Annotated in this window: 23 protein-coding genes; 13 read left to right on the top strand and 10 right to left on the bottom strand. The window is 71.9% G+C overall.

Going from position 1 to position 25,998, the window contains the following annotated elements; genetic code table 11:
• Nucleotides 1-47: 47 nt before the first annotated feature.
• Both IGS67_RS09340 and serA read left to right on the top strand, forming a co-directional pair.
• Entirely contained in the window at nt 48-2,339 is a 2,292-nt protein-coding gene (locus IGS67_RS09340; RefSeq protein WP_192279954.1) for a HelD family protein, read from the top strand.
• Between the two features lie 66 nt (nt 2,340-2,405).
• Nucleotides 2,406-3,602: a phosphoglycerate dehydrogenase gene (serA, locus tag IGS67_RS09335; protein ID WP_192279951.1), complete on the top strand. Its 1,197-nt coding sequence runs from the start codon at nt 2,406-2,408 to the stop codon at nt 3,600-3,602.
• A gap of 156 nt (nt 3,603-3,758) precedes the next feature.
• Here serA and IGS67_RS09330 read toward each other — a convergent pair whose 3' ends face one another.
• The 3 genes from IGS67_RS09330 to IGS67_RS09320 all read right to left on the bottom strand — a co-directional run bounded on the left by IGS67_RS09330 (nt 3,759) and on the right by IGS67_RS09320 (nt 5,156).
• The gene (locus IGS67_RS09330; RefSeq protein ID WP_192279949.1) at nt 3,759-3,935 is read right to left on the bottom strand and encodes a DUF5302 domain-containing protein; all 177 of its coding nucleotides are present in this window, start codon (nt 3,933-3,935) and stop codon (nt 3,759-3,761) included.
• Between the two features lie 182 nt (nt 3,936-4,117).
• Nucleotides 4,118-4,624 carry a transcriptional regulator NrdR gene (gene nrdR / locus IGS67_RS09325; protein WP_192280149.1) on the bottom strand — a complete coding sequence of 169 codons (507 nt, stop codon included), beginning with the start codon at nt 4,622-4,624 and terminating at the stop codon, nt 4,118-4,120.
• 163 nt (nt 4,625-4,787) lie between these two features.
• The gene (locus IGS67_RS09320; RefSeq protein ID WP_192279947.1) at nt 4,788-5,156 is read right to left on the bottom strand and encodes a LysM peptidoglycan-binding domain-containing protein; all 369 of its coding nucleotides are present in this window, start codon (nt 5,154-5,156) and stop codon (nt 4,788-4,790) included.
• A gap of 197 nt (nt 5,157-5,353) precedes the next feature.
• On the opposite strand from IGS67_RS09320, the gene lexA reads away from it, so the two are divergent.
• The gene (gene lexA, locus IGS67_RS09315) at nt 5,354-6,088 is read left to right on the top strand and encodes a transcriptional repressor LexA (protein ID WP_328742242.1); all 735 of its coding nucleotides are present in this window, start codon (nt 5,354-5,356) and stop codon (nt 6,086-6,088) included.
• Nucleotides 6,089-6,188: 100 nt separating this feature from the next.
• On the opposite strand, the gene IGS67_RS09310 is transcribed toward lexA, so the two are convergent.
• The 3 genes from IGS67_RS09310 to hflX are packed head-to-tail and all read right to left on the bottom strand — an operon-like array spanning nt 6,189 to nt 10,823.
• Nucleotides 6,189-7,178: an L-lactate dehydrogenase gene (locus IGS67_RS09310; RefSeq protein WP_192279945.1), complete on the bottom strand. Its 990-nt coding sequence runs from the start codon at nt 7,176-7,178 to the stop codon at nt 6,189-6,191.
• A 56-nt stretch (nt 7,179-7,234) separates the two neighbouring features.
• Nucleotides 7,235-9,277, bottom strand: coding sequence for an ATP-dependent DNA helicase (locus IGS67_RS09305; RefSeq protein WP_328742240.1), 2,043 nt, complete (start codon nt 9,275-9,277; stop codon nt 7,235-7,237).
• Nucleotides 9,278-9,317: 40 nt separating this feature from the next.
• Entirely contained in the window at nt 9,318-10,823 is a 1,506-nt protein-coding gene (hflX, locus tag IGS67_RS09300) for a GTPase HflX (RefSeq protein ID WP_192279943.1), read from the bottom strand.
• Between the two features lie 148 nt (nt 10,824-10,971).
• Between hflX and IGS67_RS09295 the strand changes: the two genes are divergently transcribed.
• Nucleotides 10,972-11,580 carry a class I SAM-dependent methyltransferase gene (locus IGS67_RS09295; RefSeq protein WP_192279941.1) on the top strand — a complete coding sequence of 203 codons (609 nt, stop codon included), beginning with the start codon at nt 10,972-10,974 and terminating at the stop codon, nt 11,578-11,580.
• 41 nt (nt 11,581-11,621) lie between these two features.
• Here the strand turns inward: IGS67_RS09295 and dapF are convergent, their stop codons facing one another.
• Both dapF and miaA read right to left on the bottom strand, forming a co-directional pair.
• The gene (gene dapF / locus IGS67_RS09290; protein WP_192279939.1) at nt 11,622-12,548 is read right to left on the bottom strand and encodes a diaminopimelate epimerase; all 927 of its coding nucleotides are present in this window, start codon (nt 12,546-12,548) and stop codon (nt 11,622-11,624) included.
• The gene (gene miaA / locus IGS67_RS09285) at nt 12,545-13,510 is read right to left on the bottom strand and encodes a tRNA (adenosine(37)-N6)-dimethylallyltransferase MiaA (protein WP_328742237.1); all 966 of its coding nucleotides are present in this window, start codon (nt 13,508-13,510) and stop codon (nt 12,545-12,547) included. Before miaA ends, dapF begins: the two co-directional genes overlap by 4 nt.
• 91 nt (nt 13,511-13,601) lie before the next feature.
• Between miaA and IGS67_RS09280 the strand changes: the two genes are divergently transcribed.
• The 5 genes from IGS67_RS09280 to IGS67_RS09260 all read left to right on the top strand — a co-directional run bounded on the left by IGS67_RS09280 (nt 13,602) and on the right by IGS67_RS09260 (nt 19,083).
• Nucleotides 13,602-14,081 carry a type III secretion system chaperone family protein gene (locus IGS67_RS09280; RefSeq protein WP_102508948.1) on the top strand — a complete coding sequence of 160 codons (480 nt, stop codon included), beginning with the start codon at nt 13,602-13,604 and terminating at the stop codon, nt 14,079-14,081.
• Nucleotides 14,078-15,991: an HSP90 family protein gene (locus IGS67_RS09275; protein WP_192279935.1), complete on the top strand. Its 1,914-nt coding sequence runs from the start codon at nt 14,078-14,080 to the stop codon at nt 15,989-15,991. Before IGS67_RS09280 ends, IGS67_RS09275 begins: the two co-directional genes overlap by 4 nt.
• Nucleotides 15,988-17,925 carry a hypothetical protein gene (locus tag IGS67_RS09270; protein ID WP_192279932.1) on the top strand — a complete coding sequence of 646 codons (1,938 nt, stop codon included), beginning with the start codon at nt 15,988-15,990 and terminating at the stop codon, nt 17,923-17,925. Before IGS67_RS09275 ends, IGS67_RS09270 begins: the two co-directional genes overlap by 4 nt.
• 88 nt (nt 17,926-18,013) lie before the next feature.
• Nucleotides 18,014-18,583 (top strand): YbjN domain-containing protein, encoded by a 570-nt coding sequence (locus tag IGS67_RS09265; protein WP_192279930.1) that lies wholly within the window; start codon nt 18,014-18,016, stop codon nt 18,581-18,583.
• Nucleotides 18,584-18,591: 8 nt separating this feature from the next.
• Nucleotides 18,592-19,083, top strand: a complete 492-nt coding sequence (locus tag IGS67_RS09260; RefSeq protein ID WP_192279928.1) for a type III secretion system chaperone family protein — start codon at nt 18,592-18,594, stop codon at nt 19,081-19,083.
• Nucleotides 19,084-19,173: 90 nt separating this feature from the next.
• Here IGS67_RS09260 and miaB read toward each other — a convergent pair whose 3' ends face one another.
• Entirely contained in the window at nt 19,174-20,793 is a 1,620-nt protein-coding gene (gene miaB / locus IGS67_RS09255; protein WP_192279924.1) for a tRNA (N6-isopentenyl adenosine(37)-C2)-methylthiotransferase MiaB, read from the bottom strand.
• 160 nt (nt 20,794-20,953) lie between these two features.
• Here miaB and IGS67_RS09250 point away from each other — a divergent pair, with 160 nt between their 5' ends.
• From IGS67_RS09250 to IGS67_RS09235, 4 genes are all read left to right on the top strand, one after another.
• Complete coding sequence (locus tag IGS67_RS09250; protein ID WP_192279922.1) at nt 20,954-21,727, top strand: amino acid ABC transporter ATP-binding protein; 774 nt, start codon at nt 20,954-20,956, stop codon at nt 21,725-21,727.
• Between the two features lie 62 nt (nt 21,728-21,789).
• Nucleotides 21,790-22,599, top strand: coding sequence for a glutamate ABC transporter substrate-binding protein (locus tag IGS67_RS09245; protein ID WP_192279920.1), 810 nt, complete (start codon nt 21,790-21,792; stop codon nt 22,597-22,599).
• Between the two features lie 51 nt (nt 22,600-22,650).
• Nucleotides 22,651-23,361: an amino acid ABC transporter permease gene (locus tag IGS67_RS09240; protein ID WP_407925819.1), complete on the top strand. Its 711-nt coding sequence runs from the start codon at nt 22,651-22,653 to the stop codon at nt 23,359-23,361.
• Nucleotides 23,358-24,221 carry an amino acid ABC transporter permease gene (locus IGS67_RS09235; RefSeq protein ID WP_192279918.1) on the top strand — a complete coding sequence of 288 codons (864 nt, stop codon included), beginning with the start codon at nt 23,358-23,360 and terminating at the stop codon, nt 24,219-24,221. The genes IGS67_RS09240 and IGS67_RS09235 overlap by 4 nt, the downstream gene beginning before the upstream one ends.
• Before the next feature lie 244 nt (nt 24,222-24,465).
• On the opposite strand, the gene IGS67_RS09230 is transcribed toward IGS67_RS09235, so the two are convergent.
• Nucleotides 24,466-25,959, bottom strand: coding sequence for an HD domain-containing protein (locus tag IGS67_RS09230; protein ID WP_328742231.1), 1,494 nt, complete (start codon nt 25,957-25,959; stop codon nt 24,466-24,468).
• Between the last annotated feature and the right edge of the window lie 39 nt (nt 25,960-25,998).

Raw genomic sequence — 25,998 nt, 5'->3', positions numbered from 1 at the left:
GCCGTGCGGCCACCTGCCGGGACCCGGGACTCCCGCGAGGGACCATAATGGATGGCCACGTGCGCGCAGGTCGCGCCGTCCCAGACCCAGGAGGCCCGGTGTCAGCGTCCCGTTCGTCCGAGATCCTCTCCGAGCAGGAGGTCGTCGACCGGTTGTACGCCCGGCTCGACGCCTTGCGGGCGCAGACCCGCGGCCGACTCGCGAAGGTCCGCCGCTCGGGACCGTCGGGCTCGCCGCAGAACAGGTCGGAGCGCGACGCCTTCGCGACGCTCTACGAGGACCGCATCGCCCAGCTCGAGGCCGTCGAGGACCGCCTGTGCTTCGGCCGCCTCGACCTTACCGACGGCGAGGTCCGCCACATCGGCCGCATCGGGCTCACCGACGACGAGCACAGCTCGATCCTCACGGACTGGCGGGCACCTGCGGCCCAGGCGTTCTACCGCGCGACCGCCGTCCACCCCGACGGGGTGCTGCGCCGCCGTCACCTCGTGACGCGCGCCCGGCAGGTCGTCTCGCTCGAGGACGAGGTTCTCGACCTCGACGCGCTCGGCGACGAGCAGGTCCACCTCTCGGGCGAGGGAGCACTCTTCGCCGCGATGGCTGCGCAGCGCACGGGGCGCATGAACGACATCGTCGCGACGATCCAGGCCGAGCAGGACCGCATCATCCGCTCGGACCTCGCGGGCGCGCTCGTCGTCCAGGGTGGCCCGGGAACGGGCAAGACCGCGGTCGCGCTGCACCGCGCCGCCTACCTCCTCTACGCGCACCGCCGGGTCCTCGAGCGCTCGGGCGTCCTCCTCGTGGGCCCGTCCTCGGCGTTCCTGCGGTACATCGACCAGGTGCTGCCGTCGCTCGGCGAGACGGGGGTCGTCGCGACCACCATGGGAGACCTCCTGCCGGGGGTCTCGGCGCGCGCCGAGGAACCGACGGACCTCGCGGCCCGGCTCAAGGGCGACGCGTCGATGGCACGCGTCGTCGCGCGTGCCGTTCGCGCCCGGCAACGCATCCCCGAGCACGACGTCCCGTTCCGGCTCGAGGGCGTTGACCTCGTCCTCCGTCGCGACGACGTGCGGGAGGCTGCCGCCCGCGCCCGTCGCACGAACAAGCCGCACAACGTCGCGCGCGTGACGTTCGTCAAGGAGATGCTCTCGCGGCTCGCGACGCAGTACGGGCGTGCGACGGGCGTCGAGCTCGAGCAGGAGGACCGCCGCATGGTCCTTGACGACCTGCGCGCGCACCGTGACGTGCGGGTGACGCTCAACCTCGCCTGGTTCCCCCTCACCCCGCAGCGGCTCGTCGAGGACCTGTGGGCGAAGCCGCACCGGCTCGCCGAGGCCGCGCCGCACCTCTCCGACGCGCAGCGCGCCGCGCTCGCGCGCGAGCCGGGCTCCCCATGGACCGTCTCGGACATCCCGCTGCTCGACGAGGCCGCCGAGCTGCTCGGCGAGGACGACCAGGCGGAGCGCGCCCAGGCGAAGGCCGACGCCGCCGCACGGGCCCGGGACCTCGAGTACGCGCAGGAGGTCCTCAAGGGCACGGGTGCCGGAGCTCTCGTCTCCGCCGAGGTCCTTGCGGACCGTTTCGCCGCGGGCGGCACGTCGCTCACGACCGCGGAGCGCGCCGCGGCCGACCGGACGTGGACGTACGGTCACGTCGTCGTCGACGAGGCGCAGGAGCTCACCGCCATGGCGTGGCGCTCGCTCCTGAGACGCGTCCCGACCCGCTCCCTGACGATCGTCGGCGACGTCGCGCAGACGTCGGCCGCGGGCGGCGCGCGGTCGTGGCGCACGATGCTCGATGCTCCCCTGCGTGGTGCCTGGCGCCTCGAGGAGCTCACCGTCAACTACCGGACGCCCGCGGTGGTCGCTGACGCGGCCCGTTCCGCCGCCCTCGCCGCGGACCTCCCGGTCTCTCCGATGACGTCGGCCCGCGAGGTCGACGACGCGCTCCACGTCCACTGGTCGAGGGACGTCGCGCGCGAGGCGGCGCGCGTCGTCGCGACCGAGGTCCGATCCGGCACCACGGCCGACGGCGTCGGCCGTATCGCCGTCGTCGCCGAGCCACGCCGGACGGCGTCGCTCCGCGCCGCGTTGCGGGACGTCCTCCCCGACGCCTCGCTGCGGGCCGTGCGCGGTGACGACGAGCTCGACGCCCCGGTCTCCGTCGTCGACCCGCGGACGGTCAAGGGTCTCGAGTACGACGTCGTCGTGCTCGTCGAGCCCGACGAGCTCGCCCCGTCCGACCTCTACGTCGCGATGACGCGGCCGACGCAGCGGCTGCACCTCGTGCACTCGCACGACCTTCCCGCTCGCATCGCCGAGGCCGTCGCCGCGCCCTGACGGACCGACGGGTCCATCGTGCGGACTGCGTTTGGTCCGACCCGCGGACCGGTCGATACTGGCCCCGTGCCTACCGCCCTTCTCCTCGAGAACCTCCATCCGCTCGCGACCCAGATCCTCACGTCCCATGGCATCGAGGTCGTCAACCGCACCGGCGCCCTCGACGAGGACGACCTCATCGCAGCCCTCGACGGCGTCGACATCCTCGGCATCCGCTCGAAGACCACGGTGACGCCGCGCGTGCTCGAGCACGCGCCGCAGCTCAGTGTCATCGGCGCGTTCTGCATCGGGACGAACCAGATCGACCTCGCCGGAGCCGCGACGCGCGGCATCGCGACCTTCAACGCGCCGTTCTCGAACACGCGCTCGGTCGTCGAGATCGCGATCGCCGACATCATCGCCCTCACGCGGCGCCTCACCGTCTTCAACGACGAGATGCACGCGGGCGTCTGGAACAAGTCGGCGTCGGGGGCCCACGAGGTCCGCGGCCGCACCCTCGGCATCATCGGGTACGGCAACATCGGCACCCAGCTCTCCGTGCTCGCAGAGAACCTCGGCATGTCGGTCGTCTTCTACGACTCCGCCGAGAAGCTCGCACTCGGCAACGCGCGGCGTATGGCCTCGCTCGAGGAGCTCCTCGAGGTGTCCGACATCGTCACGCTCCACGTCGACGGCCGCGCGGGCAACGCCGGCATGTTCACGGCGGAGCACTTCTCCCGGATGAAGCAGGGGTCGATCTTCCTCAACCTCTCGCGCGGCTTCGTCCCCGACTACGCGGCTCTCCGCGACGAGATCAACGCAGGTCGGATCGTCGGCGCTGCGGTCGACGTCTTCCCTCACGAGCCCAAGCGCAAGGGCGACCCGTTCGTGTCCGAGCTCCAGGGCCTGCCCAACGTCATCCTCACCCCGCACACGGGTGGCTCGACGGAGGAGGCCCAGGAGGCGATCGGCCAGTTCGTCGCGACGAAGATCCGCGACTACCTCACGACAGGTTCCACGACGCTCTCCGTCAACCTGCCGAACCTCGCGCTCGAGTACACGGGCGCGAGCCGTATCGCGTACCTCCACCGCAACGTTCCCGGCGTCCTCGCGAAGGTCAACCAGATCCTCGCGGCGCACGATGTCAACATCGAGGGCCAGCTGCTCGGCACGCGCGGTGACATCGGCTATGTCGTCACCGACGCAGGCTCGGACGTCTCCGCAGACGCCGTCGCCGAGCTCGCGCAGCTCGAGGCGACCGTGAGGCTCCGCGTCCTCGACTAGTCCCTGCGCCGGGGCCCAACGGCGCACGTGCGTCACACACCACCGGACCCGCGCCCCCTGGGGCGCGGGTCCGGTGGTGTGTGGGTGGCGGGCCCGTGCGGCCGCTCCTGCGGGGCGGTCGAGCGGAACCCCGCCACGCAAGCAGTGCCGGGAGACTCAGCCCGACTTGCGGCGGAAGGTGCGCTGCGTGCTGCCCGAGGTCTCGGACCCGTGGACGGAACCGGTGTTCGCGGCCCCCTCGGCAGAGCGCGCGTTGCCCTTCTTCGCGGCAAGGGCCGCGCGGAACTTCTCCTTGACGTCCTCGGGGACGGAACGATCGTCGTGGTCAGCCATGGGCGCCTCCTCGTCAGGTGCCGCGGGTGCGGCACTCCACCTTCTCTCTTCCGCGTCCTGAGCGACAACCCCTTTGTGCGCCGTCGCGTGACGTGACGGCATGCAGACGCACCCCGTCAGGACTCACGGCGTCAGTTCGGTCCGCCTCAGTGCGGTCCGTGCGGCGTCAGCCTGCCCCCGCGTCAGTCCGCGGAAAGTGCCGACACCGACGACCCGTCAACCAGGTCAGTGCGCGCAGCGTCCTCCCGGTCGGCACGCAACGCGGTGATCGCAGCCTCGAAGTCTTCGAGCGAGCCGAAGTCCTGGTACACGCTTGCGAACCGGAGGTATGCGACCTCGTCAAGCTCGCGCAGCGGCCCGAGGATCGCGAGACCGATCTCGTTGGCGTCGATCTCGGCGCTGCCGGCACCACGGATCGACTCCTCGACACGCTGCGAGAGCAGAGCGAGGTCGTCGTCGCTCACGGGACGACCCTGGCAGGCCTTACGAACACCCGCGGCGACCTTGTCACGCGAGAACGGCTCGGTCGCGCCGGACCGCTTGACGACGGTGAGGCTCGACGTCTCGACGGTCGAGAACCGCCGCCCGCACTCGGGGCACTGGCGGCGACGCTTGATCGAGAGACCGTCGTCCGAGGTCCGCGAGTCGACGACTCGGGAGTCCGGGTTCCGGCAGAACGGGCAGTGCATCAGCGTCCTCACGGGATGTCACATCGGCTGGCACCGCGACACTAGGCCCACACCCGGGGCTGTGCAAGGCGGCGCGCCCACTGCGGCACGCCATGCGCCGACCCAGAACGGCAACGGCAGCTCGCAGCATCCGCCGAGGCAAGCCACGACCAGATATGCAGGCTCAGCCCGCCGCCAGCACGGGGACGACCAGCTGCTGACCCGCCGCGAGCGTCGGACCGGTGAGCCCGTTGAGATCGGCAATCTCCCGCAGCGCGTCACGGACGTCCGCGCCCGGAGCCGTCACGGAGGAAGCGATCGCCCAGAGCGACTCGCCCGCGCCGACGGTCCGCACCGTCACAGCGCGCGCACCTTCGGGAACATCCGCGGTCGCACCGTTGGCGAAGAGGAGCGCGACGCCGCCGAGAACCAGGGCGACGAGGACTGCGACGACCATCCGGCCGCGCCGGGTGAGGCGCAGCGGAGCGAGCTCAGCACCCGCCGGCGCGACACGGGCCGTGCGGGGCGAGGCTGCCAGGCTCATGGTGCTCATCTCGATGCTCCTTCGTCGGTCGAGCCGATGCTCGAACGCCTGTTCGTCGAACTGCTGTTCTATTTCTAGCAGGGCCGGCGCAGGATGTCGAGACACGATCGAACGAATGTTTGAACCCGTCCGTGTCCTCCCCTAGGCTGACGAGAGACAGCCGACCACGAGCCTCCGACATTCGGGGGTGGACGAGGGAGCATCACGTGACGCAGACCACCCCAGGGCCCATCTCGCCCGCCACCGCGGCGAGCCGCGCGCTCACCGGGCGTCAGCGCGCCGTGCTCGAGTGCATCCGCACGTCCCTGGACGAGCGTGGCTACCCTCCGACCATGCGGGAGATCGGGGCGTCCGTGGGCCTCACAAGCCCGTCGAGCGTCAAGCACCAGCTCGAGGCGCTCGAGCGCAAGGGCTACGTGCGTCGCGACCCGCACCGGCCGCGCGCCCTCGAGATCGTCCAGTCCGACGATGCCCGCGTCGTCGCGACGGCCGTCCCGTCCACGCCTGCGTCCAGCGCCGAGCCCCGCATCGCCCACGACTCCGCCGCCGAGGACGACTCCCGGCCCGCACCGTCGTACGTCCCCCTCGTCGGGCGGATCGCCGCGGGCGGACCGATCCTCGCCGAGCAGGTTGTCGAGGACGTCTTCCCGCTCCCCCGGCAGCTCGTCGGCGACGGCGACCTCTTCATGCTCAAGGTCCAGGGCGACTCGATGGTCGACGCTGCGATCTGCGACGGCGACTGGGTCGTCGTGCGCCGCCAGCCGGTCGCCGAGAACGGCGAGATCGTCGCGGCGATGATCGACGGCGAGGCCACGGTGAAGACGTTCAAGCGCACCTCGGGGCACGTCTGGCTGCTCCCCCAGAACTCTGCGTACGCCCCCATCCCCGGCGACGACGCCCAGATCCTCGGGCGCGTCGTCTCCGTGCTCCGTTCGCTCTGACGCGGGACGCGCACCACCTGCCGGACCTCGCGTTCGCGGCATCGTGGCGACATGACGAAGGCCCCTCCGTGGAGGGGCCTTCATCATGCTGCGTCCGTTCTCAGAAGCCGAACTCCCGGGCGACCGCCCGCAGGTGGTCGGCGGACGCCTTGAGACCGTCGTACTCGGCGTCCGACAGTGGTACCTGCAGTTGCTCGTAGACGCCACGACGCCCGACGATCGACGGGACCGACAGGCACACGTCCGAGATCCCGTAGTAGTCCGTCAGGAGGGACGAGACCGGCAGGACAGAGTGCTCGTTCGTGAGGATCGCCTCGATGATGCGGGTCCCCGCGAGCCCGACCGCGTAGTTCGTCGCGCCCTTGCCCTCGATGATCTTGTACGCCGAGTTGACGACCTCGTCCGCGATGCGGGCCCGGTCTCCGTCGTTGAGCGGGCCGTGGTGCTCGGACTGGCGGTTCCACTCGAGGAGCGGCACGCCTCCGATCGTCGCAGAATCCCACAGCGGGATCTCCGTGTCGCCGTGCTCCCCTGCGATGTAGGCGTGGACGTTACGGACCGCGACGCCGCAGTGCTGCGCGATCAGGAAGCGCAGCCGTGACGTGTCGAGCACGGTTCCGGAGCCGAACATCTGGCTCGGCGGAAGCCCCGAGATCTTCAGCGACGCGTACGTGACGACGTCGACCGGGTTCGTCACCATGATGTAGACCGCGTTCGGGGCGGCCTCGACGAGCCCCGGCAGGATCTTCTTCATGAGGTCGATCGTCGCGCCCGCGAGCTCCGTGCGGGTCTGACCCGGCTTCTGCTTGGCGCCCGCAGTGACGACGACGACGTCGGCGTCCGCACACACCGACACGTCGTCCGAGCCGATGACCTGGGCCTCAGGTACGAACTGCACGCCGTGCGAGAGGTCGAGCACCTCGGCCTCGACCTTGGCGGCGTTGATGTCCATGAGCGCGACCGTGCGGGCGGCACCACGCATGAGCGCCGCGTAGGCGAGCGTGGAGCCGACCGCTCCAGCACCGACGACGGCAAGCTTCGTCGTCCGCAGCGTCGTGTGCTCGTCGGGGTGCGGCGTGATGTTCGGCATCGTTCCTCCAGGGTTGAGCGGCCGGCCGCGCGAGCGACCTGCGTGTCCAAGCCAGCCTAGTCATCGGAGGCGTCGGCCGTGAGCCGTCTCAGCGCAGCAAGGACGACCGCGCGATCCGTCGTCGGCCACAGCGGAGGCATCGAGCGCGTGAGGAAGCTCCCGTACCGTGCGGTCGCGAGCCGCGAGTCGAGCACCGCGACGACGCCGCGGTCCGTCGACGTCCTCACGAGACGTCCCGCGCCCTGGGCGAGGAGGAGCGCGGCATGCGTCGCCGACACCGACATGAACCCGTTGCCGCCCGCCGCCGCGACCGCCTCCGTGCGCGCCGAGCGCACGGGATCGTCAGGCCGCGGGAAGGGAATGCGATCGATGAGGACGAGGCTGCACGACCGACCCGGCACGTCGACACCCTGCCAGAGCGAGAGCGTGCCGAAGAGGCACGTCGCCTCGTCCTCGGCGAACTGCCGCACGAGCGTCGGCAAGACGTCGTCGCCCTGGCACAGCACCGGGACGTCGAGCCGCTCCCGCATCGCGGCGGCGACCGTCTCCGCCGCGCGTCGTGACGAGAAGAGCCCGAGCGTCCGGCCGCCTGCAGCCTCGACGAGCTCCGCGATCGTGTCGAGCTGCGCCTCCGTCGCGGGCTCGCGCCCTGGCGCGGGCAGGTGACGCGCGACGTAGAGGATGCCCTGCTTCGCGTAGTCGAACGGCGTGCCGACGTCGATGCCGTCCCACGGCGTGGCCGGCCCGTCGCCGTCGGGCGTCTCGAGCCCGAGCGAACGCGCGACGTGCTCGAACGAGCCGCCGAGGCTCAGCGTCGCCGACGTGAACACCCCCGTACGTTCCGCGAGGAGCGACGTCCGGACGAGCCCCGAGACGCTCATGGGGGCGACGTGCAGGCGCGTCGCCCCGCCCGCCTCCCACGAGCCTCGCGAGCACCACAGGACGTCGTGCCCCGACGGGTCCGCCGCCATGCGCTCCGCGGTCTCGAAGAGGATGAGCACCCCCGCCTGTGCAACCTTGAGCGCCCCGTCCGCGTCGGACTTCGGCTCGGGCTTGAGCGCGGTGAGCAGCTCGCGCGCCTCGTCGCGCACCGCGCCGACCGCTGCCTGCACGCCCTCCGGCAGCCCGTGCGGGAAGCGCCCCTCGGGGAGGTCCATGAGGAGCGCGCCGAGATCAGCGGCCGCACGGTCGAGCGCGGCCGTCGCGATGCCCTGGCGCCGCGCGAGCCGCGCAGCCTGGTCAATCGACATCGTCGAGAGCTCGAGCGTCGCCTGGCTCGTGATGCGGTCCGTGAGCTCGTGCGCCTCGTCGACGACGAGCGCCGAGTGCTCGGGCAGCACGCCCGGCGAGCCCGAGGCCGCGATGCCGAGCATCGCATGGTTGGTGACGACGACGTCGGCCTCGCGTGCGTGCGCGCGCGCCCGCTCCGGGAAGCACTCCTCGACGAGGGGGCAACGGTTGCCGAGACACTCCATCTTCGTCACCGACACCTGCCGCCACGCGCGGGCGCTCACGCCCGGCACGAGGTCGTCACGGTCGCCCGTCGTCGTCTGCTCGGACCACTCGCGCAGCCGGACGACCTCGCGTCCGAGGCGCTTGACGGCGCTCTCGTCGCGCGGGCCGTCGTCGTCGAGCGGGTCGGGCGTCGAGGCGGCGTCGGGCAGGTCGAAGAGCGCCGTCCCCGGCTCCTCCGGGTAGCCGCCCGCAACCTTGTGGAGGCACAGGTAGTTCTGCCAGCCCTTGAGGAGCGCGATCCGGGGCGCGCGCGGCAGATGGTCCGTGAGCGCGTCCGCGACGAGCGGCAGGTCGCGTGTGAGCACCTGCCGCTGGAGCGCGAGCGTCGCGGTCGAGACGACGACCCGCTCGCCGGCCGTCACCGCGTGGTGCACCGCCGGGACGAGGTAGCCGAGGGACTTTCCTGTGCCGGTGCCCGCCTGGACGAGCAGGTGCTCGCCGGTCGCGAACGACGTCGCGACACGCTCCGCCATGGTGCGCTGCCCCTCGCGGGGGCTTCCGCCGAGGGCTGCGACCGCGACCTCGAGAAGCGGTCCGACCTCCCGGGCGACGTCGGTCTCGGGGTCGTCGGGCGTCGGGGTCACCGCGTCATCCTACGCACGACCGCGTGGCCGCGGGCTTCCCTCAGGACGTGCTGTGGGCGACCGCAGCGGCCTCGAGCTCGGTCGCGAGCGCTTCTCCTGCACGTCCACGAAGGCGCGTACCCGTGGGTGTGTGCTCCTCGAGGTCGATCTCACCCTCGTGGTGCATCCGGTGGACGAGGTCGCCTCGCGTGTACGGCACCGTGAGGTCGATGTCGCGGTCGGGTCGCGGCAGCGCCGCGGCGATGTACGCGAGGAGCTCGGGGATTCCGTGGCCCGTGTGTGCCGAGACGACGAGCGTCCGTCGTTCCCGACCGCGCACTCGTGCGACGACGTCCGGGTCCGCGACGTCGGCCTTGTTGAGGACGATGACCTCGGGCACGTCGAGCGCCCCAGGGATGTCGGCGAGCACCTCACGCACCGCAGCGATCTGACCCTCGGGATCCGGGTGGGACGCGTCGACGACGTGGAGGAGGAGGTCCGCGTCAGCGACCTCCTCGAGCGTCGAGCGGAACGCCTCGACGAGCTGGTGCGGCAGGGACCTCACGAAGCCGACCGTGTCCGCGAGCGTGTAGACGCGGCCGTCGGCCGTCTGCGTGCGCCGCACCGTCGGGTCGAGCGTCGCGAAGAGCGCGTTCTCGACGAGCACGCCTGCGCCCGTGATCGCGTTGAGCAGCGACGACTTGCCGGCGTTCGTGTATCCCGCGATCGCGACCGCCGGGACCTTGCCCTTCTTCCGCGAGGCCCGCTTGGCCTCGCGCCCCGGGGCCATCGCGGCGATCTCGCGGCGGAGCTTCGCCATGCGGTCACGGATGCGTCGCCGGTCGAGCTCGATCTTCGTCTCGCCCGGTCCGCGCGAGCCCATGCCTGCGCCCGCGCCGCCGACCTGACCTCCGGCCTGACGAGACATCGACTCGCCCCAGCCGCGCAGTCGCGGCAGGAGGTACTCGAGCTGCGCGAGCTCGACCTGAGCCTTACCCTCCCGCGACTTCGCGTGCTGCGCGAAGATGTCGAGGATGAGCGCGGTCCGGTCGATGACCTTGACCTTGACGACGTCCTCGAGAGCGCGGCGCTGCGAGGGCGCGAGCTCGCCGTCGATGATGACCGTGTCCGCTCCGACCGCGGCGACGATCTCCGCGAGCTGCGCAGACTTACCCTTGCCGAGGTACGTCGCGGGGTCGGGCGTCTGACGGCGCTGGAGCAGCCCGTCGAGCACCTCGGAGCCCGCGGTCTCGGCGAGCGCGGCGAGCTCGCGCAGCGAGATCTCAGCGTCGAGCGAGGACCTGCCGTACCAGAGGCCGACGAGGACGACCTTCTCGAGCCGGAGCTGGCGGTATTCGACCTCGGTCACGTCCTCAAGCTCGGTCGAGAGCCCGACGACGCGGCGCAGCGCGGCGCGCTCGACGAGGTCGAGCTGCTCGCCGTCCGCTGACGTGTGGATCGTGCTGCCCTCGTCGACGGCGGTCCCCGCCCGGGCCAGCACGCGCGCGACGACGTCGTCGGCGATGTCGCGCTCGGTGCGCGAGGGCTCGGGGGTGGGATGCGTCATGGAGGTCCTTCCGTCGGGGCGGTGCACGTCCAGCGTGTCACGCCGACGGGCCCGGGCACCAACGATTTCGCGCGCGGCGTGACCGGGCGCACGGACCGCACACGTGTGCGGCGCCTGCCCGTGCCGTCCGACGCACTAGGCTCGCGGGGTGAACGAGGACCACTACTTCACCGCCTCACCCGCCTCGGCCGACGAGCGCCGTCACGTCACCGTGACGCTCGCTGGCCGCGAGCTCGAGGTCGAGACCGCCGCAGGTGTCTTCTCCCCCGGGCACGTCGACCTCGGCACGCGAGTGCTCCTGCGGACTGTTCCCGAGCCGCCGGCGACGGGCGACCTGCTCGACCTCGGCTGCGGCTGGGGTCCCGTCGCGCTGACGATGGCGCTCGAGGCGCCGGGCGCCCGCGTGTGGGCGGTCGACGTCAACGAGCGCGCGCTCGACCTCGTGCGCCGCAACGCGGCACGGCTTGGCCTCACGAACGTCGAGGCCGTGCGGCCCGAGGACGTCCCCGCCGACGTACGGTTCGCCGCGCTGTGGTCGAACCCGCCGATCCGCATCGGCAAGGACGCGCTCCACGGCATGCTCCGCACGTGGCTGCCGCGCGTCGCTCCGGGTGCGGAAGCGCTCCTCGTCGTCCAGCGCAACCTCGGTGCGGACTCGCTCGCGGCGTGGATCGACCGTGAGGTCGCGCCGGGCACCGCGAAGCTCGCGTCAGCAAAGGGGTTCCGGGTCCTTCGCGTTCCGGGTCCCGCTGCCTGAGGCCCGGGCCCGACCTGCCGTCGGCCCCTGGGCGCGTCCCGCTACAGACCGCGCAGCAGCGCCGCGACGTCGACCTCGCCGTGCGCCACGAGCTCGGCCGGCCCGGCCAGCTCGACCCGGTCGCCGTCGAGCATCGTCACCGTGACGGTGCCGCCCGGCACGTCGACACGCCACGTGCGCGGGGCACCCGGCCCCGCCCACGTCGCGACCGCGAGCGCGGCCGCGCACGCTCCCGTCCCGCACGAGCGCGTCTCGCCGACGCCGCGCTCGTGCACGCGCATGCGGACGTGCCCGACGACGCCGTCCGGCGTCGTCTCCTCGCCGAGCGGCACGACGAGCTCGACGTTGGTGCCCTCGGGAGGCGTGGGCATGACGAGGGGGGCACGCGTGAGGTCGAGCGCGTCGAGCTCGTCGAGCGACGCGAGCGCGACGACCGTGTGCGGGTTGCCCATGTCGACGCTCAGCGCGGGGCGCTCTCCTGCAAGCCCCGCGACGCTCACGAACGCGTCGTGACCTGCCGCGCGCGCGGCCTCGCCGCCGGGCAGGTGCCACACGCCCATGTCGACCGCGTATCCCTCGGGCACGCGGGTGACGTGGCGGACGCCCGCACGCGTGCCGATCGCGAGGCTTGCGCCACCGCCGAGGTCCGCGAGGCCGAGCTGCTCGAGGAAGCGCACGAAGACCCGGACGCCGTTGCCGCACATCTGCGCGACCGAGCCGTCGGCGTTGCGGTAGTCCATGAACCACTCGGCGGCGGGGTCGGCCTCGAGGGCAGCGGCACCCTCGGGGAGATCGGCCGAGCGCACGACGCGGATGACCCCGTCGCCGCCGACGCCCGCGCGACGGTCCGCGAGCGCCCGGACGAGGCCCGGGTCGAGGTCGAGCACGCCGTCGCGGTCGTCGAGGAGGACGAAGTCGTTCTGCGTGCCGTGACCCTTGGTGACGGCGAGCGTGGCGCGGACGGTCATGAACCCAGGCTACGGCGCGTCGGTTCGCCTGTGGCGGGGACGTCCAGCGTTCCGGCGTCGGCGCGGGCGACGACGTCGAGCGCACGCTCGAGCAGGTCGGGGGCGGTCGCGGGAAGCCACACGGTGCGGGCGTCGCGGCCGAACCATCCCATCTGCTTGCGCGTGAGACGCCTGGTCGCGGCCGTCGTCGCGTCCCGGGCCTCCGCCGCGGTGAGGCGCCCGGCGAGGTGCTCGAGCGCCTCGGCGTAGCCGACGGCGCGCCGTGCGGTGCGGCCCATGCCCGCGGCGTCGAGCGCGCGCACCTCGTCGAGCAGCCCGCGGTCCCACATGCGGTCGACCCGTGCGGCGACGCGCGCGTCGAGCTCCTCGCGCGGGGAGTCGAGGCCGATCTGCACGGCGGGACGGACATGCTCGGCGACGGGCAGGTGCGAGCTGAAGAGGCCGCCGGTGAGCTCGATGACCTCGAGCGCGCGGACGATGCGCTTGGTGTTGCCCGGGAGGATGCCCGCGGCCGCCACCGGGTCGAGCGCCGTGAGCTCGTCGTGGAGGGAACGCGTGCCCTCGTGCTCAGCCCGTTCCTCGAGGCGGGCGCGCACCGCAGGGTCGGTCGGCGGGAAGTCCATGCGGTCGAGCAGCGCGCGGACGTAGAGGCCCGAGCCGCCGACGACGACGGCGCGTCGGCCGCGCTCGTCGAGAGCCGCGAGGTCCGCGCGCGCCTCCCGCTGGTAGACGGCGACAGACGCGTCCTCGCTCGGATCGAGGACGTCGAGCTGGTGGTGCGGGACGCCGCGGCGTTCCGCGGGCGTGACCTTGGCCGTGCCGACGTCCATGCCGCGGTAGAGCTGGTAGGCGTCGGCGTTGACAATCTCCGCGTCGCCGAGAGCGAGCGCGAGCGCGACCCCGAGGTCGGACTTGCCGGTCGCCGTGGGGCCGACGACGGCGATGACGCGCTGGGTGCTCACGAGCCGGAATGCTATCGCGCCGGTGTCGGAGGACACCGATAGTGTGTCGACGACGCAGGTGAGCCCTGCGCACGACGAGCAAGGGGACGACATGGGATTCTTCACCAAGCCGGGCGCTGAGCCTGTCCGGACGAACGCACCGGTGACGCGCGAGCGCATCAAGGAGCTGCTCGAGGCGGCGGAGTGGCGAGTCGGCACGGACGACGACGGCGACGTCTACGGGATCTGGGACAGCCACCTCTTCTACTTCTTCCTCATGGGACAGCAGGACGAGATCCTCCAGATCCGCGGCCGCTACGCGGGCACGGTGCCGCTCTCGGAGCAGACAGCGGTCCTGCCGTTCCTCGACGAGTTCAACCGGGACCGCATCTGGCCGAAGGTCTACTCGCGTCCCGACGACTCCGAGACGGGCATCTACTCGGAGGTCTCGACGGACCTCGAGCACGGGGTCGCGGACGACCAGCTCGACCAGCTCCTCAAGTGCGGGATCTTCACGGGCATCCAGTTCTTCGACCACCTGAGCGAGGCGCACCCCGAGTGGGCGCCGCAGACCGAGGACGCGTCCGCGTGACCTCTGCGGCCCGCGAGGGCTCACCGGACTCGCGGGCCGCGTTCCAGGTCGACCTCCACGGCGTCGTCGACCTGCTCGCCCGTCATCTCTACTCGAGCCCGCGCGTCTACCTGCGCGAGCTCCTCCAGAACGGCGTCGATGCGCTCACGGCGCGCCGCCTGCTGCCGGGGCTGGCGGCCCCGGAGGGTGGCGGCCGGATCCTTCTCACCCCCTGCGCGGACGGTTCGCTCGAGGTCCGTGACGACGGCGTCGGGCTCACGGGCGCGGAGGCGGTCGAGCTCCTCGCGACGATCGGCCGGTCCTCGAAGCGTGACGCCGACCTCGGCGCCGGGCGTGAGGAGTTCCTCGGTCAGTTCGGCATCGGGCTGCTCTCGGCGTTCATGGTCGCGGAGACGATCGAGCTCGTCTCCCGTTCGGCACGCCAGCCCGACGCGGCGCCCGTGCGGTGGCTCGGGCACGCGGACGGGCGCTACGAGCTCGGTGAGATCTCGCCCGACGACCCCGACGTCCCGACCGGCGGGGGCAGCCTCGTCCGGCTGCACCCTCGGCGCGACATGGAGCACTGGCTCGCCGCGGAGACCGTCGTCGCGCTCGCCGAGGACGTCGGCGGTCTGCTGCCCGTTCCCGTGCTCGTCGCGACCACTCTCGAGGACGGTTCTCCCGTGCAGCGTCGGGTGAGCGCGACGGCACTCCCCTGGTCCCCGTCGGCGACCGCGCCGGCGGCGCGCGAGCAGGGTCTCGTCGCCTACGCCGAGCGGACGCTCGGCTTCACGCCCCTCGCCCGGATCGATCTCGACCTCCCGCTCGCGGGCCTCACGGGCGTCGCCTACGTGCTGCCCGGTGCGCTCGCCCCGACGAGCACCGCGCACCATCGCGTCTACCTGCGACGCATGCTGCTCTCGTCGTCGGTGCCGGACCTCCTGCCGCCGTGGGCGTTCTTCGTCCGGTGCGTCGTCGACGTCGCCGCGCTGCGTCCGACCGCGTCGCGCGAGGGGCTCTACGACGACGAGGTGCTCGTCGCGACGCGCGACGCGCTCGGCAGGCAGGTCCGCGCGTGGCTGCTCGCGACGCTCGCGGAGCCCTCGCCGCTCGCGACGACGTTCCTGCGCACGCACCACCTCGCGGTGCGTGCGCTCGCGCTCCAGGACGACGAGATGCTCGATCTGGCGACGCAGGTGCTGCCGTTCGAGTCGACGCTCGGCCCGACGACGCTCGCGGACGCGGCCGAACGCCTCGCGGGCGAGCGGCTGCTCTTCACGACGGACCTCGAGGAGTTCCGCCGGCTCGCGCCCGTCGCGTCCGCGCAGGGCCTGCTCCTCGTCAACGGTGGCTACGTCTACGACGACGACCTGCTCACGCGTGTCGCAGCCCGCTTCCCCGCCTGGCGGTTGGCGCGGGTCACGGCGGACGACGTCGCGCACACGCTCGAGGAGGTCGAGCCGCTGCGCGAGCTCGAGGTCACCGAGGCCCTCACCGGCGCGACCGCGGCGCTCACCTCGGCCGACTGCGAGGTCGTCCTGCGTCGCTTCGAGCCCACGTCGCTGCCCGCCCTGCTGCTGCGCGACGCCGAGGGCGACCATGCCCGCGCGGCCGCGGCGACGGTCGCGGCCGCCGACGACCTCTGGGGCGGAATCGTCGCGGGGCTTACGGCGCCGGCGAAGCCTCGGCGCCTCGTCCTCAACGACGACAACACGACCGTCCGGGCGCTGCTCGCGGGCGCCCCCGGCCCCGTACGCGACGCCGGCGTCCACGCGCTCTACGTCACGAGCCTGCTCGCGTCGGGGCGCCCCCTCAACGACGGGGAGTCACGTCTGCTCGACGGGGCGCTGCGCACCCTGCTCGACGGCGCGCTCGCCGCGCCGACCACGACCGACCCCGCGGCACCACCACGCGAAGGAGACGCCCGATGACACGATCGCTCGACGAGGCCGTCCACGCTGTGCACGACGTCACCTCCCTCCCGTACGGCTCGTCGCGCACCGCCAGGATCCTCGCGGAGGTCGAGCGGATCGAGGCCGAGGGTCCTGTCGAGGCGCTCGCGTTCGCCTACAACACGCTCGTCGACGCGTACGTGTGGGGCGAGGAGGTCGACAAGGCGTTCGTCCCCTTCACGCGTGCCCTGCGTCTCTACGACGAAAGGCCCGACGTGTTCGACGGCGCGGACGCCCACTCGCTGTTCTGGTCGTTCAAGTGGATGACGGGGCACCTCGTCGACTTCCCGGGCGTGTCCTCGGCCCAGATCGACGCGACGCTCGCGGACATGGAGCGCCGCTTCGTCATCGCCGGCCACGGCCTCAACGCGGTGCGGCACAGCAACTTCCGCTGGCAGCAGCACTCGAACCCCGACCCGGCAGCCGTCGCCGAGGCCTACGAGGCCTGGGTGGCGACGCCACGCGACGCCTACTCGCAGTGCGAGGCGTGCGAACCTGGCGACCGTGCGGCCTACCTCGTGGGAGCGGGCCGTGGCGACGAGGCCGTGCGGATCATCGAGTCCGTGCTCCCCGAGGAGCCGTCGTGCGCGACCGAGCCGGCCGACATGCTCGCCTACCTCCAGCTCGCCTACCTCGACCAGGGCGACGCGGAGGGCGTCGCACGGGCCCACTTCCTCGGCCTGGGTCACCTCGAGGGACCCTACGACCTCTGCGGGCCCCACGCGCGCAACGCCGAGGTCCTCGGCCGCACGGGCAACACCGAGCGGGCGCTGCGGATGATCGCACGCGTCACTGATGTCCTCGTGGGAAGCCGTTCGCCCGGCGAACGGCTCATGGTGCTCACGCACGTCGGCATCGGCGCACGTGCTCTCGCGCAGGCCGACCCGTCGACGCCCGTGTCGCTGCCGGGCGTCCCCGCCCGAGACGTCGCTGCTCTCGCCGCGTGGGTCGAGGCCGAGGCTGACACGATCGCCGCGGCCTTCGACGCCCGCAACGGTAACGACGCCTGCTCCCGGCACCTCGTTCTCGCCCGCGGCAGGGCCGCACGGACACTCGACGTCGACCTTGCGGTGCTGCGCCTCGAGGGCCTTGCCGGGGCGACCGTCGCCGCAGCGCCGGGAACGAGCGACCTTCCGCCCGCGGACACGGTTGACGCGCTCCTCGCGTCGGCGGCCGCGGTCGAGGACTCGGACCCGCGCACGGCCGCCGTCCTCTACCGCACGGCTGCGCGTGACGCCGAGGAGGCCGGTCTCCTGCCGACAGCGGGCTTCGCGCTCGCCGAGGCGGCGCAGCTCGCCGCGCTGCTCGACGACCACGCGGGAGCCGCGGCCGGGTTCCGCCGGGCCCTCGGGCTCTTGCACGCCGGCGGCGTCGACGCGCGTGACACAGCGCCTGTCGCGCGTGCCGCGGCGCGCGTGACGACGCTCGACGACGACGTCGTCGCACTCCTCGCGACCTTCGACCGCCTTGTCGACGTGCTCGGCGGGAGCAGCCCGGGCGCCGCGGGCGGTGCGGCGCCAGGGCACGGCACGGCGTTCGCCGCGCGCGAGTCGGCGGCCGACGCCGCCGAGCTCCTCGAGCTGCGCGACTCCCGCGCCCGGCTGCTCGCGACGGCGGGCCGCCTCGTCGACGCGGCTGCCGAGGCGTTCGCGCTCACCGCGCTTCACGGCGCCGCAGGAAACCGGCTCGACGAGGCTCATGCCGCGTGGCTCGCAGGACGCTGCCTCGCGGGGACCGGCGACCACGAGGGCGCGCTCGAGCCGCTCGTGCGCGCCGCGACCCTCTTCCGCGCGCAGCGGCGGCGCCAGCTGTCGACGTCTGTGAGCGACGAGGTCCTCGACGTGCTCGGACGGCTCGGGCGCAGCGACGAGGCGTCTCTCGTCCTCGCCGAGATCGCGGGCGAGGGGCGCTGAGCACTCGGAGGTCCGTCACCGTCACGCGGTGAGCGAACCCGGGGCGGACCACCCCACAGCGGCCGTGCAGAACGACTAACCTGCTGGCATGGCCTTCTGGAGTCGTCGTCCCAAGCACACGCCGGAGCCGCCCGCGTCTCGCCCCCAACCCAGCGTGCCGGTGCCGGTCTCCCCGTTCGACGGCGCCGACCCGTCACCGACAACCTCGGACCCCGAGCTCTTCCCGACACCGATGACCTCCGAGCGCATCGCTCAGATCCTGCGCGCCGACGGCGCGCACTTCGGCGTCGACGACGACGGCGACTGCATCGGTTTCTGGCAGCTGCGCATGTTCCTCTTCGTCCTCTACGGCGAGACGCCGACGTTCCTGCAGATCCGCGGGACGTGGAGCCGCGAGGCGAGCATCGAGCGGCTCGACGAGATCCTCGACTTCATCAATGACTGGAACACCGAGCGGATCTGGCCCAAGGCCTACGCCCGGGTCCGGGACGACGGTGCGGTGTCGGTGAGCGCCGAGGTCGCGGTCGATCTCGAGAAGGGCGGGAACGACGCCCAGATCCGTCAGGTCATCCGGTGCGGGCTCGCGTCGGGCACGTCGTTCTTCGACGCGCTCGACGAGCGTTACCCCGACCCTGTCGCCCAGTCCCCTGCACTGTGAGGTCCTCCGTGCCCGTCCCCACCTCCGGCCCCGTGCCGCTGCCCCTCACGCGTGAGATGGTCCAGGGAGTCCTCGACTCCCACGAGTTCCACTACATCACGGTCGACGACGGTGACTTCGGCGGCAACTGGGGCGACCATCGCGTGTGGTTCATGCTCATGGGCGACAAGGAGGAGATCTTCCAGGTCCGCGGCACCTGGGGCCGGTCGGTCGATCCCGTCCACAAGGCGCCGCTCCTGCGCGCGCTCAACGAGTGGAACCGGGAACGCGTGTTCCCCAAGATGTATGCACGTCTCAACCCGTCGAACGACCTGCTCGACGTCCACGCGGAGTCGTCGACGGACCTTGAGCACGGGGTGACGGCCGAGCAGCTCGACGTCATCCTCATGTCGGGGCTCGAGACCGCGATGATGGCGTTCGACCACCTCGACGCGCAGGCGCCGGCGTTCGGCCTTCCCGAGGTCCCGCCCGAGGGCAAGGACACGCCCGACGTGGGCTGACAGGTGCCGCGGACGTGAGACCGCCCGCCACGGTGATCCGCGGCGGGCGGTCTCGTGCCCGGGCTCCGGCCCGGGGACGCTTCTGCGGTGTCAGGCGCGGCGGACGGTCGGGAGACCGAGCACGACCGGGATGCCTGCGGCCGGCGCGCCACCGTGAGAGTGCTCCTCGGCGCCGAGGCCGAGCCGTGCGCGCTCGCGCGCGGCCCAGGCGTCGCCCGAACGGGTGCGCCGGACCTCGAAGAGGTCCGTGGCCTCGGTGCGGTCCGCGACGAGGTGGTACGGCGCGGTCCGCGTGATGCGCGTGACGACGAGGTCACCGGGGCGCGGCAGACGCGGGTCGAGGTCGTCGGCGAGGCGCGGGTCGTCGATGCCGTCGGTGACGCGGGGCGCGCCGGCGGGCAGCTCGACGTGGACGAGCCGGTTGTCGCGGGCGCGGCCTGTGACACGGTGCGTCTCGGCGTCCTTGCGGCCCGTGCTCTCGGCCACGAGCACCTCGACCTCGCGTCCGAGCTGTGCCGCTGACTGCTCGGCGGAGATACGGTCCTGGAGCGCGACGAGCCGCTCGAACCGCTCCTGGACGACCTCCTTGGGCAGCTGGTCGGGAAGGTCTGCGGCGGGCGTGCCGGGGCGCGGGGAGTACTGGAACGTGAACGCGTTGGTGAACCGCGCGGCCTCGACGACGCGCAGGGTCTCGAGGAAATCCTCCTCGGTCTCACCGGGGAACCCGACGATGATGTCGGTGCTCACGGCAGCGTCGGGCATGCGCTCCCGGACCTTGTCGAGGATGCCGAGGAACTTCTCGGAACGGTAGGAGCGCCGCATGGCGCGCAGCACCCGGTCCGAGCCGGACTGGAGCGGGAAGTGCAGCTGCGGCATGACGTTGGGGGTCTCAGCCATCGCGTCGATGACGTCGTCGGTGAACGCCGCGGGGTGCGGGCTCGTGAAACGCACGCGCTCGAGGCCCTCGATCTGGCCGCACGCGCGCAGGAGCTTCGCGAAGGCGCCGCGGTCCCCGAACTCGACGCCGTAGGAGTTGACGTTCTGCCCGAGGAGCGTGACCTCGATCGCTCCCTGCGCGACGAGCGCCTCAACCTCGGCGAGAACCTGGCCCGGCCGACGGTCGCGCTCCTTGCCGCGCAGGTGCGGCACGATGCAGAACGTGCACGTGTTGTTGCAGCCGACCGAGATCGACACCCAGCCAGCGTAGACGGACTCACGACGCGTCGGGAGGGTCGAGGGGAAGACCTGGAGCGACTCGGCGATCTCGACCTCGGCGGCGGCGTTGTGGCGCGAGCGCTCGAGGAGGACGGGCAGGGCGTCGAGGTTGTGCGTGCCGAAGACGACGTCGACCCACGGGGCGCGCTCCACGATGCCTGCGCGGTCCTTCTGCGCGAGGCAGCCGCCGACGGCGATCTGCATGCCGGGCCGCTCGCGCTTGAGCTCGGCGAGCTGGCCGAGGTTGCCGTAGAGCTTGCTCGCAGCGTTCTCGCGCACGGCGCACGTGTTGATGACGACAACGTCGGCACGGCTCGCGGCCTCGTCGGCGGCGGCCGCGCGGACGTAGCCCGCCTCCTCGAGCATCCCGGCCATGTGCTCGGAGTCGTGGACGTTCATCTGGCAGCCGAGCGTGCGCACCGTGTAGGTGCGCGCGGCGGTGGCGTCGGCGGCGGGTGCGGCCGGCGTGGCGTGGGGTGCGGGCGTCGTGGACATCGCCGTCCATCCTAAGCCGCGCGACGGCGGGCCCTTCCGGGCCGCGGCCGCGGCCGCGACGCCCCCCCAAGGGTGACCGACGGGGTGACTTTGCCAGGTTGTGACACGTTCGTGACCGTAGGCTGTGGCGCGCATCACAGCAGGTCAGTACGGTCGATGGATGGACGACGTCACAGGTGGGACCAATGACCCTGGCGGCACACCGCTCGTCGAGCTCGTCGACGTGCAGAAGCACTTCGGCGACCTCCACGTGCTCAAGGACATCAACCTCACGGTCCGCAAGGGCGAGGTCGTCGTCGTCATCGGACCCTCGGGGTCAGGGAAGTCGACGCTCTGCCGCACGATCAACAGGCTCGAACCCATCGACTCCGGATCGATCCGCGTCGACGGGGCCGAGCTCCCCGAGGAGGGCAAGGCGCTCGCCCGCCACCGGGCCGACGTCGGCATGGTCTTCCAGTCCTTCAACCTCTTCGCCCACCGCTCGGTCCTCGACAACGTCACGCTCGGCCCTGTCAAGGCGCGCGGCATCCCCGCCGCCGAGGCGAAGGCAGAGGCCATGACGCTCCTCGAGCGTGTCGGCGTCGCCAACCAGGCCCACAAGCTGCCAGCCGCGCTCTCGGGCGGCCAGCAGCAGCGCGTCGCGATCGCCCGCTCCCTCGCGATGCATCCCAAGGTCATGCTCTTCGACGAGCCGACCTCGGCGCTCGACCCCGAGATGATCAACGAGGTCCTTGACGTCATGATCGACCTCGCCCACGAGGGCACGACGATGATCGTCGTCACCCACGAGATGGGCTTCGCACGCAAGGCCGCCGACCGCGTCGTCTTCATGGCGGACGGCCAGATCGTCGAGGAGGCGACGCCCGAGGAGTTCTTCACGGCCCCACGCTCGGCCCGCGCCAAGGACTTCCTCTCGAAGATCCTCACCCACTGAACCTCCGGCATCGACGGCCCCGCCGTCACCCACCGCAGCACGGTCGACACAAGGAGAAGCACATGCGCACCAAGGTCATCGCCGCACTCGGGTCCGTCGCGCTCGCCAGCGCCCTGCTCACAGGGTGCGGGGGCGACGACAGCGACAAGATCACCATCGGCATCAAGTTCGACCAGCCCGGGCTCGGGCTCAAGTCCGGCGACACATACTCGGGTTTCGACGTCGACGTCGCGCGCTACGTCGCCAAGGAACTCGGCTTCGAGGCCGACCAGATCACGTTCAAGGAGTCCCCGTCGCCCCAGCGCGAGAACCTCCTGCAGTCCGGCCAGGTCGACATGATCGTCGCGACGTACTCGATCACGGACGCACGCAAGGAGAAGATCTCGTTCGCGGGCCCGTACTTCGTCGCCGGCCAGGGTCTCCTCGTCCAGGAGGGCAACACCGACATCACCGGGCCCGACACTCTCGACGGCAAGAAGCTCTGCTCCGTCCAGGGGTCGACCCCGGCGCAGCGCATCAAGGACGAGTTCTCGACGCAGGTCCAGCTCCAGGAGTTCGACACGTACTCCAAGTGCGTCGAGCAGCTGAGCCAGGGCAACGTCGACGCCGTGACGACCGACGACATCATCCTCGCCGGCTTCGCCGCGCAGGAGCAGTACAAGGGCAAGCTCACGACCGTCGGGACGACGTTCTCACAGGAGAACTACGGCATCGGCCTGCCCAAGGGCTCCGACAGGTGCGGGAAGGTCACCGAGGCGATCACGAAGATGATCTCGTCGGGCGAATGGGCCAAGGCCCTCGAGGCGAACACCGGCGGAAGCTACACGCCCAACGCGGACCTCAACCCGCCGACGCCCGCCGCCTGCTCCTGACCACGTCCCGTCGGCCGCGCTCACCGCGCGGCCGACGGGCCCTCCCGGGAGGTGATCGACCTGTCCCCGCTCTCCGACGCCGTCGGCACGCTGTTCAGCGACTACGACGTGCTCGCGGCCTTCTGGATGACCGTGAAGCTCACGGGGTTCTCGCTCGTCGGCTCGCTCGTCCTCGGCACGCTCCTCGCGGTCATGCGGGTCTCGCCGATCCCCTCGCTGCAGCTCGGCGGGGCGATCTACGTCAACCTCGTGAGGAACACGCCGCTCACGCTCATCATCGTCGGCTGCTCGCTCGGGCTCTACACACAGCTGGGTCTCGTCCTCGCAAACCCGAGCTCGGGCACGTTCATCGTCGACCAGAACTTTCGCCTCGCGGTCGTGGGTCTCTCGCTGTACCACGCGGCGTTCGTGTGCGAGGCACTGCGGTCCGGCGTCAACACCGTGCCCCTCGGACAGGCGGAGGCCGCTCGGTCGATCGGGCTGACGTTCACGCAGTCGCTCGTGCTCGTCGTCCTGCCCCAGGCGTTCCGCGGCGCGGTCGCACCGCTCGGGAACGTCATCATCGCGCTCACGAAGAACACGACGGTCGCCGCGACGATCGGCGTCGCGGAGGCCTCCTACCTCATGAAGGTGATGATCGAGTTCCGCCCCGACGTCCTCTTCCTCATCTTCGGCGTCTTCGCCCTCGGGTTCGTGTGCCTCGTCCTGCCCGTCGGGATCCTCATGACGGCGCTGTCGCGCAGGCTGGCGGTGGCCCGATGACGGCAGCCTCTCCACTCTTCGACGCGCCGGGACCCCGGACCCGCAGGATCTTTGCCTTCGCGAACGTCACCGCGGTCCTCGGCCTTGCGGCCGGGCTCGCCTGGGTCGTGTGGATGCTCGGCCGCAACGGCCAGCTCGCAGCGGCGAAGTGGACACCGTTCCTCGAAGGGTCGACCTGGGTCGACTACCTCCTCCCGGGCCTGCTCGGGACACTCGGCGCTGCCGCGATCTCCGTCGTGCTCGCGGGTGTGCTCGGCGTCGTCCTCGGCCTCGGCAGGCTCTCGGAGAACCGGTGGATCTCCGGCATCGCGGGGGCGATCGTCGAGTTCTTCCGTGCGGTGCCCGTCCTGCTCATGATGGTCTTCTCGTACTGGCTCCTCGTCAACTACCGGCTCGTCCCGTCCGACCAGCTCGCGCTCACGGCCGTCGTCATCTCGCTCACCGTGTACAACGGCTCGGTCGTCGCGGAGCTCGTGCGCTCGGGCATCACGTCACTCCCCCGGGGTCAGCGTGAGGCCGGGCTGTCGATCGGCCTCACCCACGGCCAGACGGTCCGGACGATCCTCCTGCCGCAGGGCGTCGTCGCGATGCTACCCGCACTCGTGAGCCAGCTCGTCGTCGTCGTCAAGGACTCTGCGCTCGGATATCTCATCGGGTACGCCGAGCTGCTGCGCCAGGCCGAGTACCTTGCGACGAACTTCGCGAACTACATCCCAGCGGTCATCGTCATCGCGGCGGTCTTCATCCTCGTCAACCTCACTGTGAGCCTCCTGGCGGACCGTCTCGCGCTACGGCTGCGGTCGCGCACCTCAGGAGCGATGACGACGCAGGAACCGGGCCTCGTCGCTGCCGACGACTGAGTCCACCGCACGTCGTGGGCAGCGCACCTCGGGGACCCGCGCGTGAGGGGCCGGTACGTCAGGGGCCCGCACGTCAGGGCCGCTGCGCGTCAGGGGACCCGCACGTCAAGGGCGCCGCACGCCGGTGGCTCAGCACGCCGGTGGGAGCGGTCCCGGGGTCCGGGGACGCGACGGTCGTCGCTGGTCAGCCATCGGTCGTGGTGGGACGTCGTCGGTGGTACGACGGTCGCGCTCAGGGTTGCGGTCAGCCGGCGGTCGCGGTCGCGCGGAGCTCGCGCACGACGGTGACACGCACCTCGCCGGGCACCGCCTGCGTCTCGGAGATCGCGGACGCGATCTGCACGGCGAGGCCCTCGAGGTCGTCGTCCCCGACGACCCCGGGCTCGACGACGACGCGCACGTCGTGGCCGGACGAGAGCGCGAGGGCGCGGGCGACCCCGGGGTGCGCGGCGACCGCGCGCTCGAGCGCCTCGAGCCGTTCGACGTGCGAGTCGGCGTCCTCGCGCCGGGCTCCAGGTCGGGACGCGGAGATGGCGTCGGCGATCTGGACGATGACGGCTTCGACGGACTCGGCGGGAACCTCGCCGTGGTGCGCGGCGATCGCGTTGACGATGATCTCGGGCTCGCCGCACCGGGCCGCGAGCTCGGCTCCGGCGCGGGCGTGCGAGCCCCGCTCGCCTGCGGGGACGGCCTTGCCGACGTCGTGGAGGAATGCGGCACGCGCGGCGACCTCGGCGTCCGCGCCGATCTCGCCAGCGATGCTTCGCGCGAGCAGCGCGCACTCGACGAGGTGCTGCTGGACGACCTGTCCGTAGGAGGTGCGCAGACGTAGCCGCCCGACGTGCTCCTCGAGCTCGGGGTGGAGCGGACGGACGCGCGCGTCGTCGATCGCATGCCTGGCGGAGTCACGGCTGCGTTCCTCGGCCTCGTCCGTGACGGTCGCGACCACACGCTCCATGCGTTCGAGGTTGATGCGTCCGTCGGCGAGCATGCGTTCGAGGCTCTGCTGGGCGATCTCGCGCCGTTCGGCGTCGAAACTGGAGATCTGGACGTGGTCGTCGGAGTCGTCGACGATGAGGTTGACGCCGGTGAGCGCCTCGAACGCCTTGATGTTGCGGCCGTCGCGCCCGATGATCGGTCCCTTGAGCTCGGGCGACGGGAGCGGGACGACCGCGACCGAGAGCTGGCTCGACGTCTCGACCGCAAGGCGTTCGACGGCCGTCGTGAGGATCGACCTGGCGCGCGCCTCGGACTCTGCGCGCAGGCGACGTTCGGTGCGGCGCAGGCGAGCCTCGACGTCGCGCGCGGCTCGCTCAGCGAGGTCGTCGGCAAGCCTCGTGCGAGCCTGCTCGACGGTCGTCCCGGCGATCTGGGCGAGCTCTTCGGCGACGCGCGCCTCATGCTCCGCGGTGCGGGTGGCGAGTGCGGTCTCCTGCGCTGTCAGAGAGGCGGTGCGCGCATCGAGCGACTCAGCGAGCCTGGTGATCCTCGCACGATCCTCGGCGAGCTGGACGCGGTCGGCCTCGAGCCGTGCACGCTCGTCGTCGAGACGTGCACTGCGGCGGTCGGCCTCGACAGCGCGGACATGAAGCTCGTCCTTGAGCGAGGCGACGTCCTCGCGGGCCTGTGCCCGCACCGCAGCGGCCTCGCGTCGGGCCACCAGGACGAGGATGAGCGCGACGAGACATGCGAGCAGGAGCACGAGCACGAGCAGGAGCGCGGGCCAGTCCTCGATCACGTCAGCACCTCCCCTCGGTTGTGGGCGACGGGCGCGGCG

It is taken from the genome of Flavimobilis rhizosphaerae (assembly GCF_014852685.1).
Lineage (GTDB): Bacteria > Actinomycetota > Actinomycetes > Actinomycetales > Cellulomonadaceae > Flavimobilis > Flavimobilis rhizosphaerae.
This window is presented reverse-complemented; position numbering and strand designations above follow the sequence as displayed.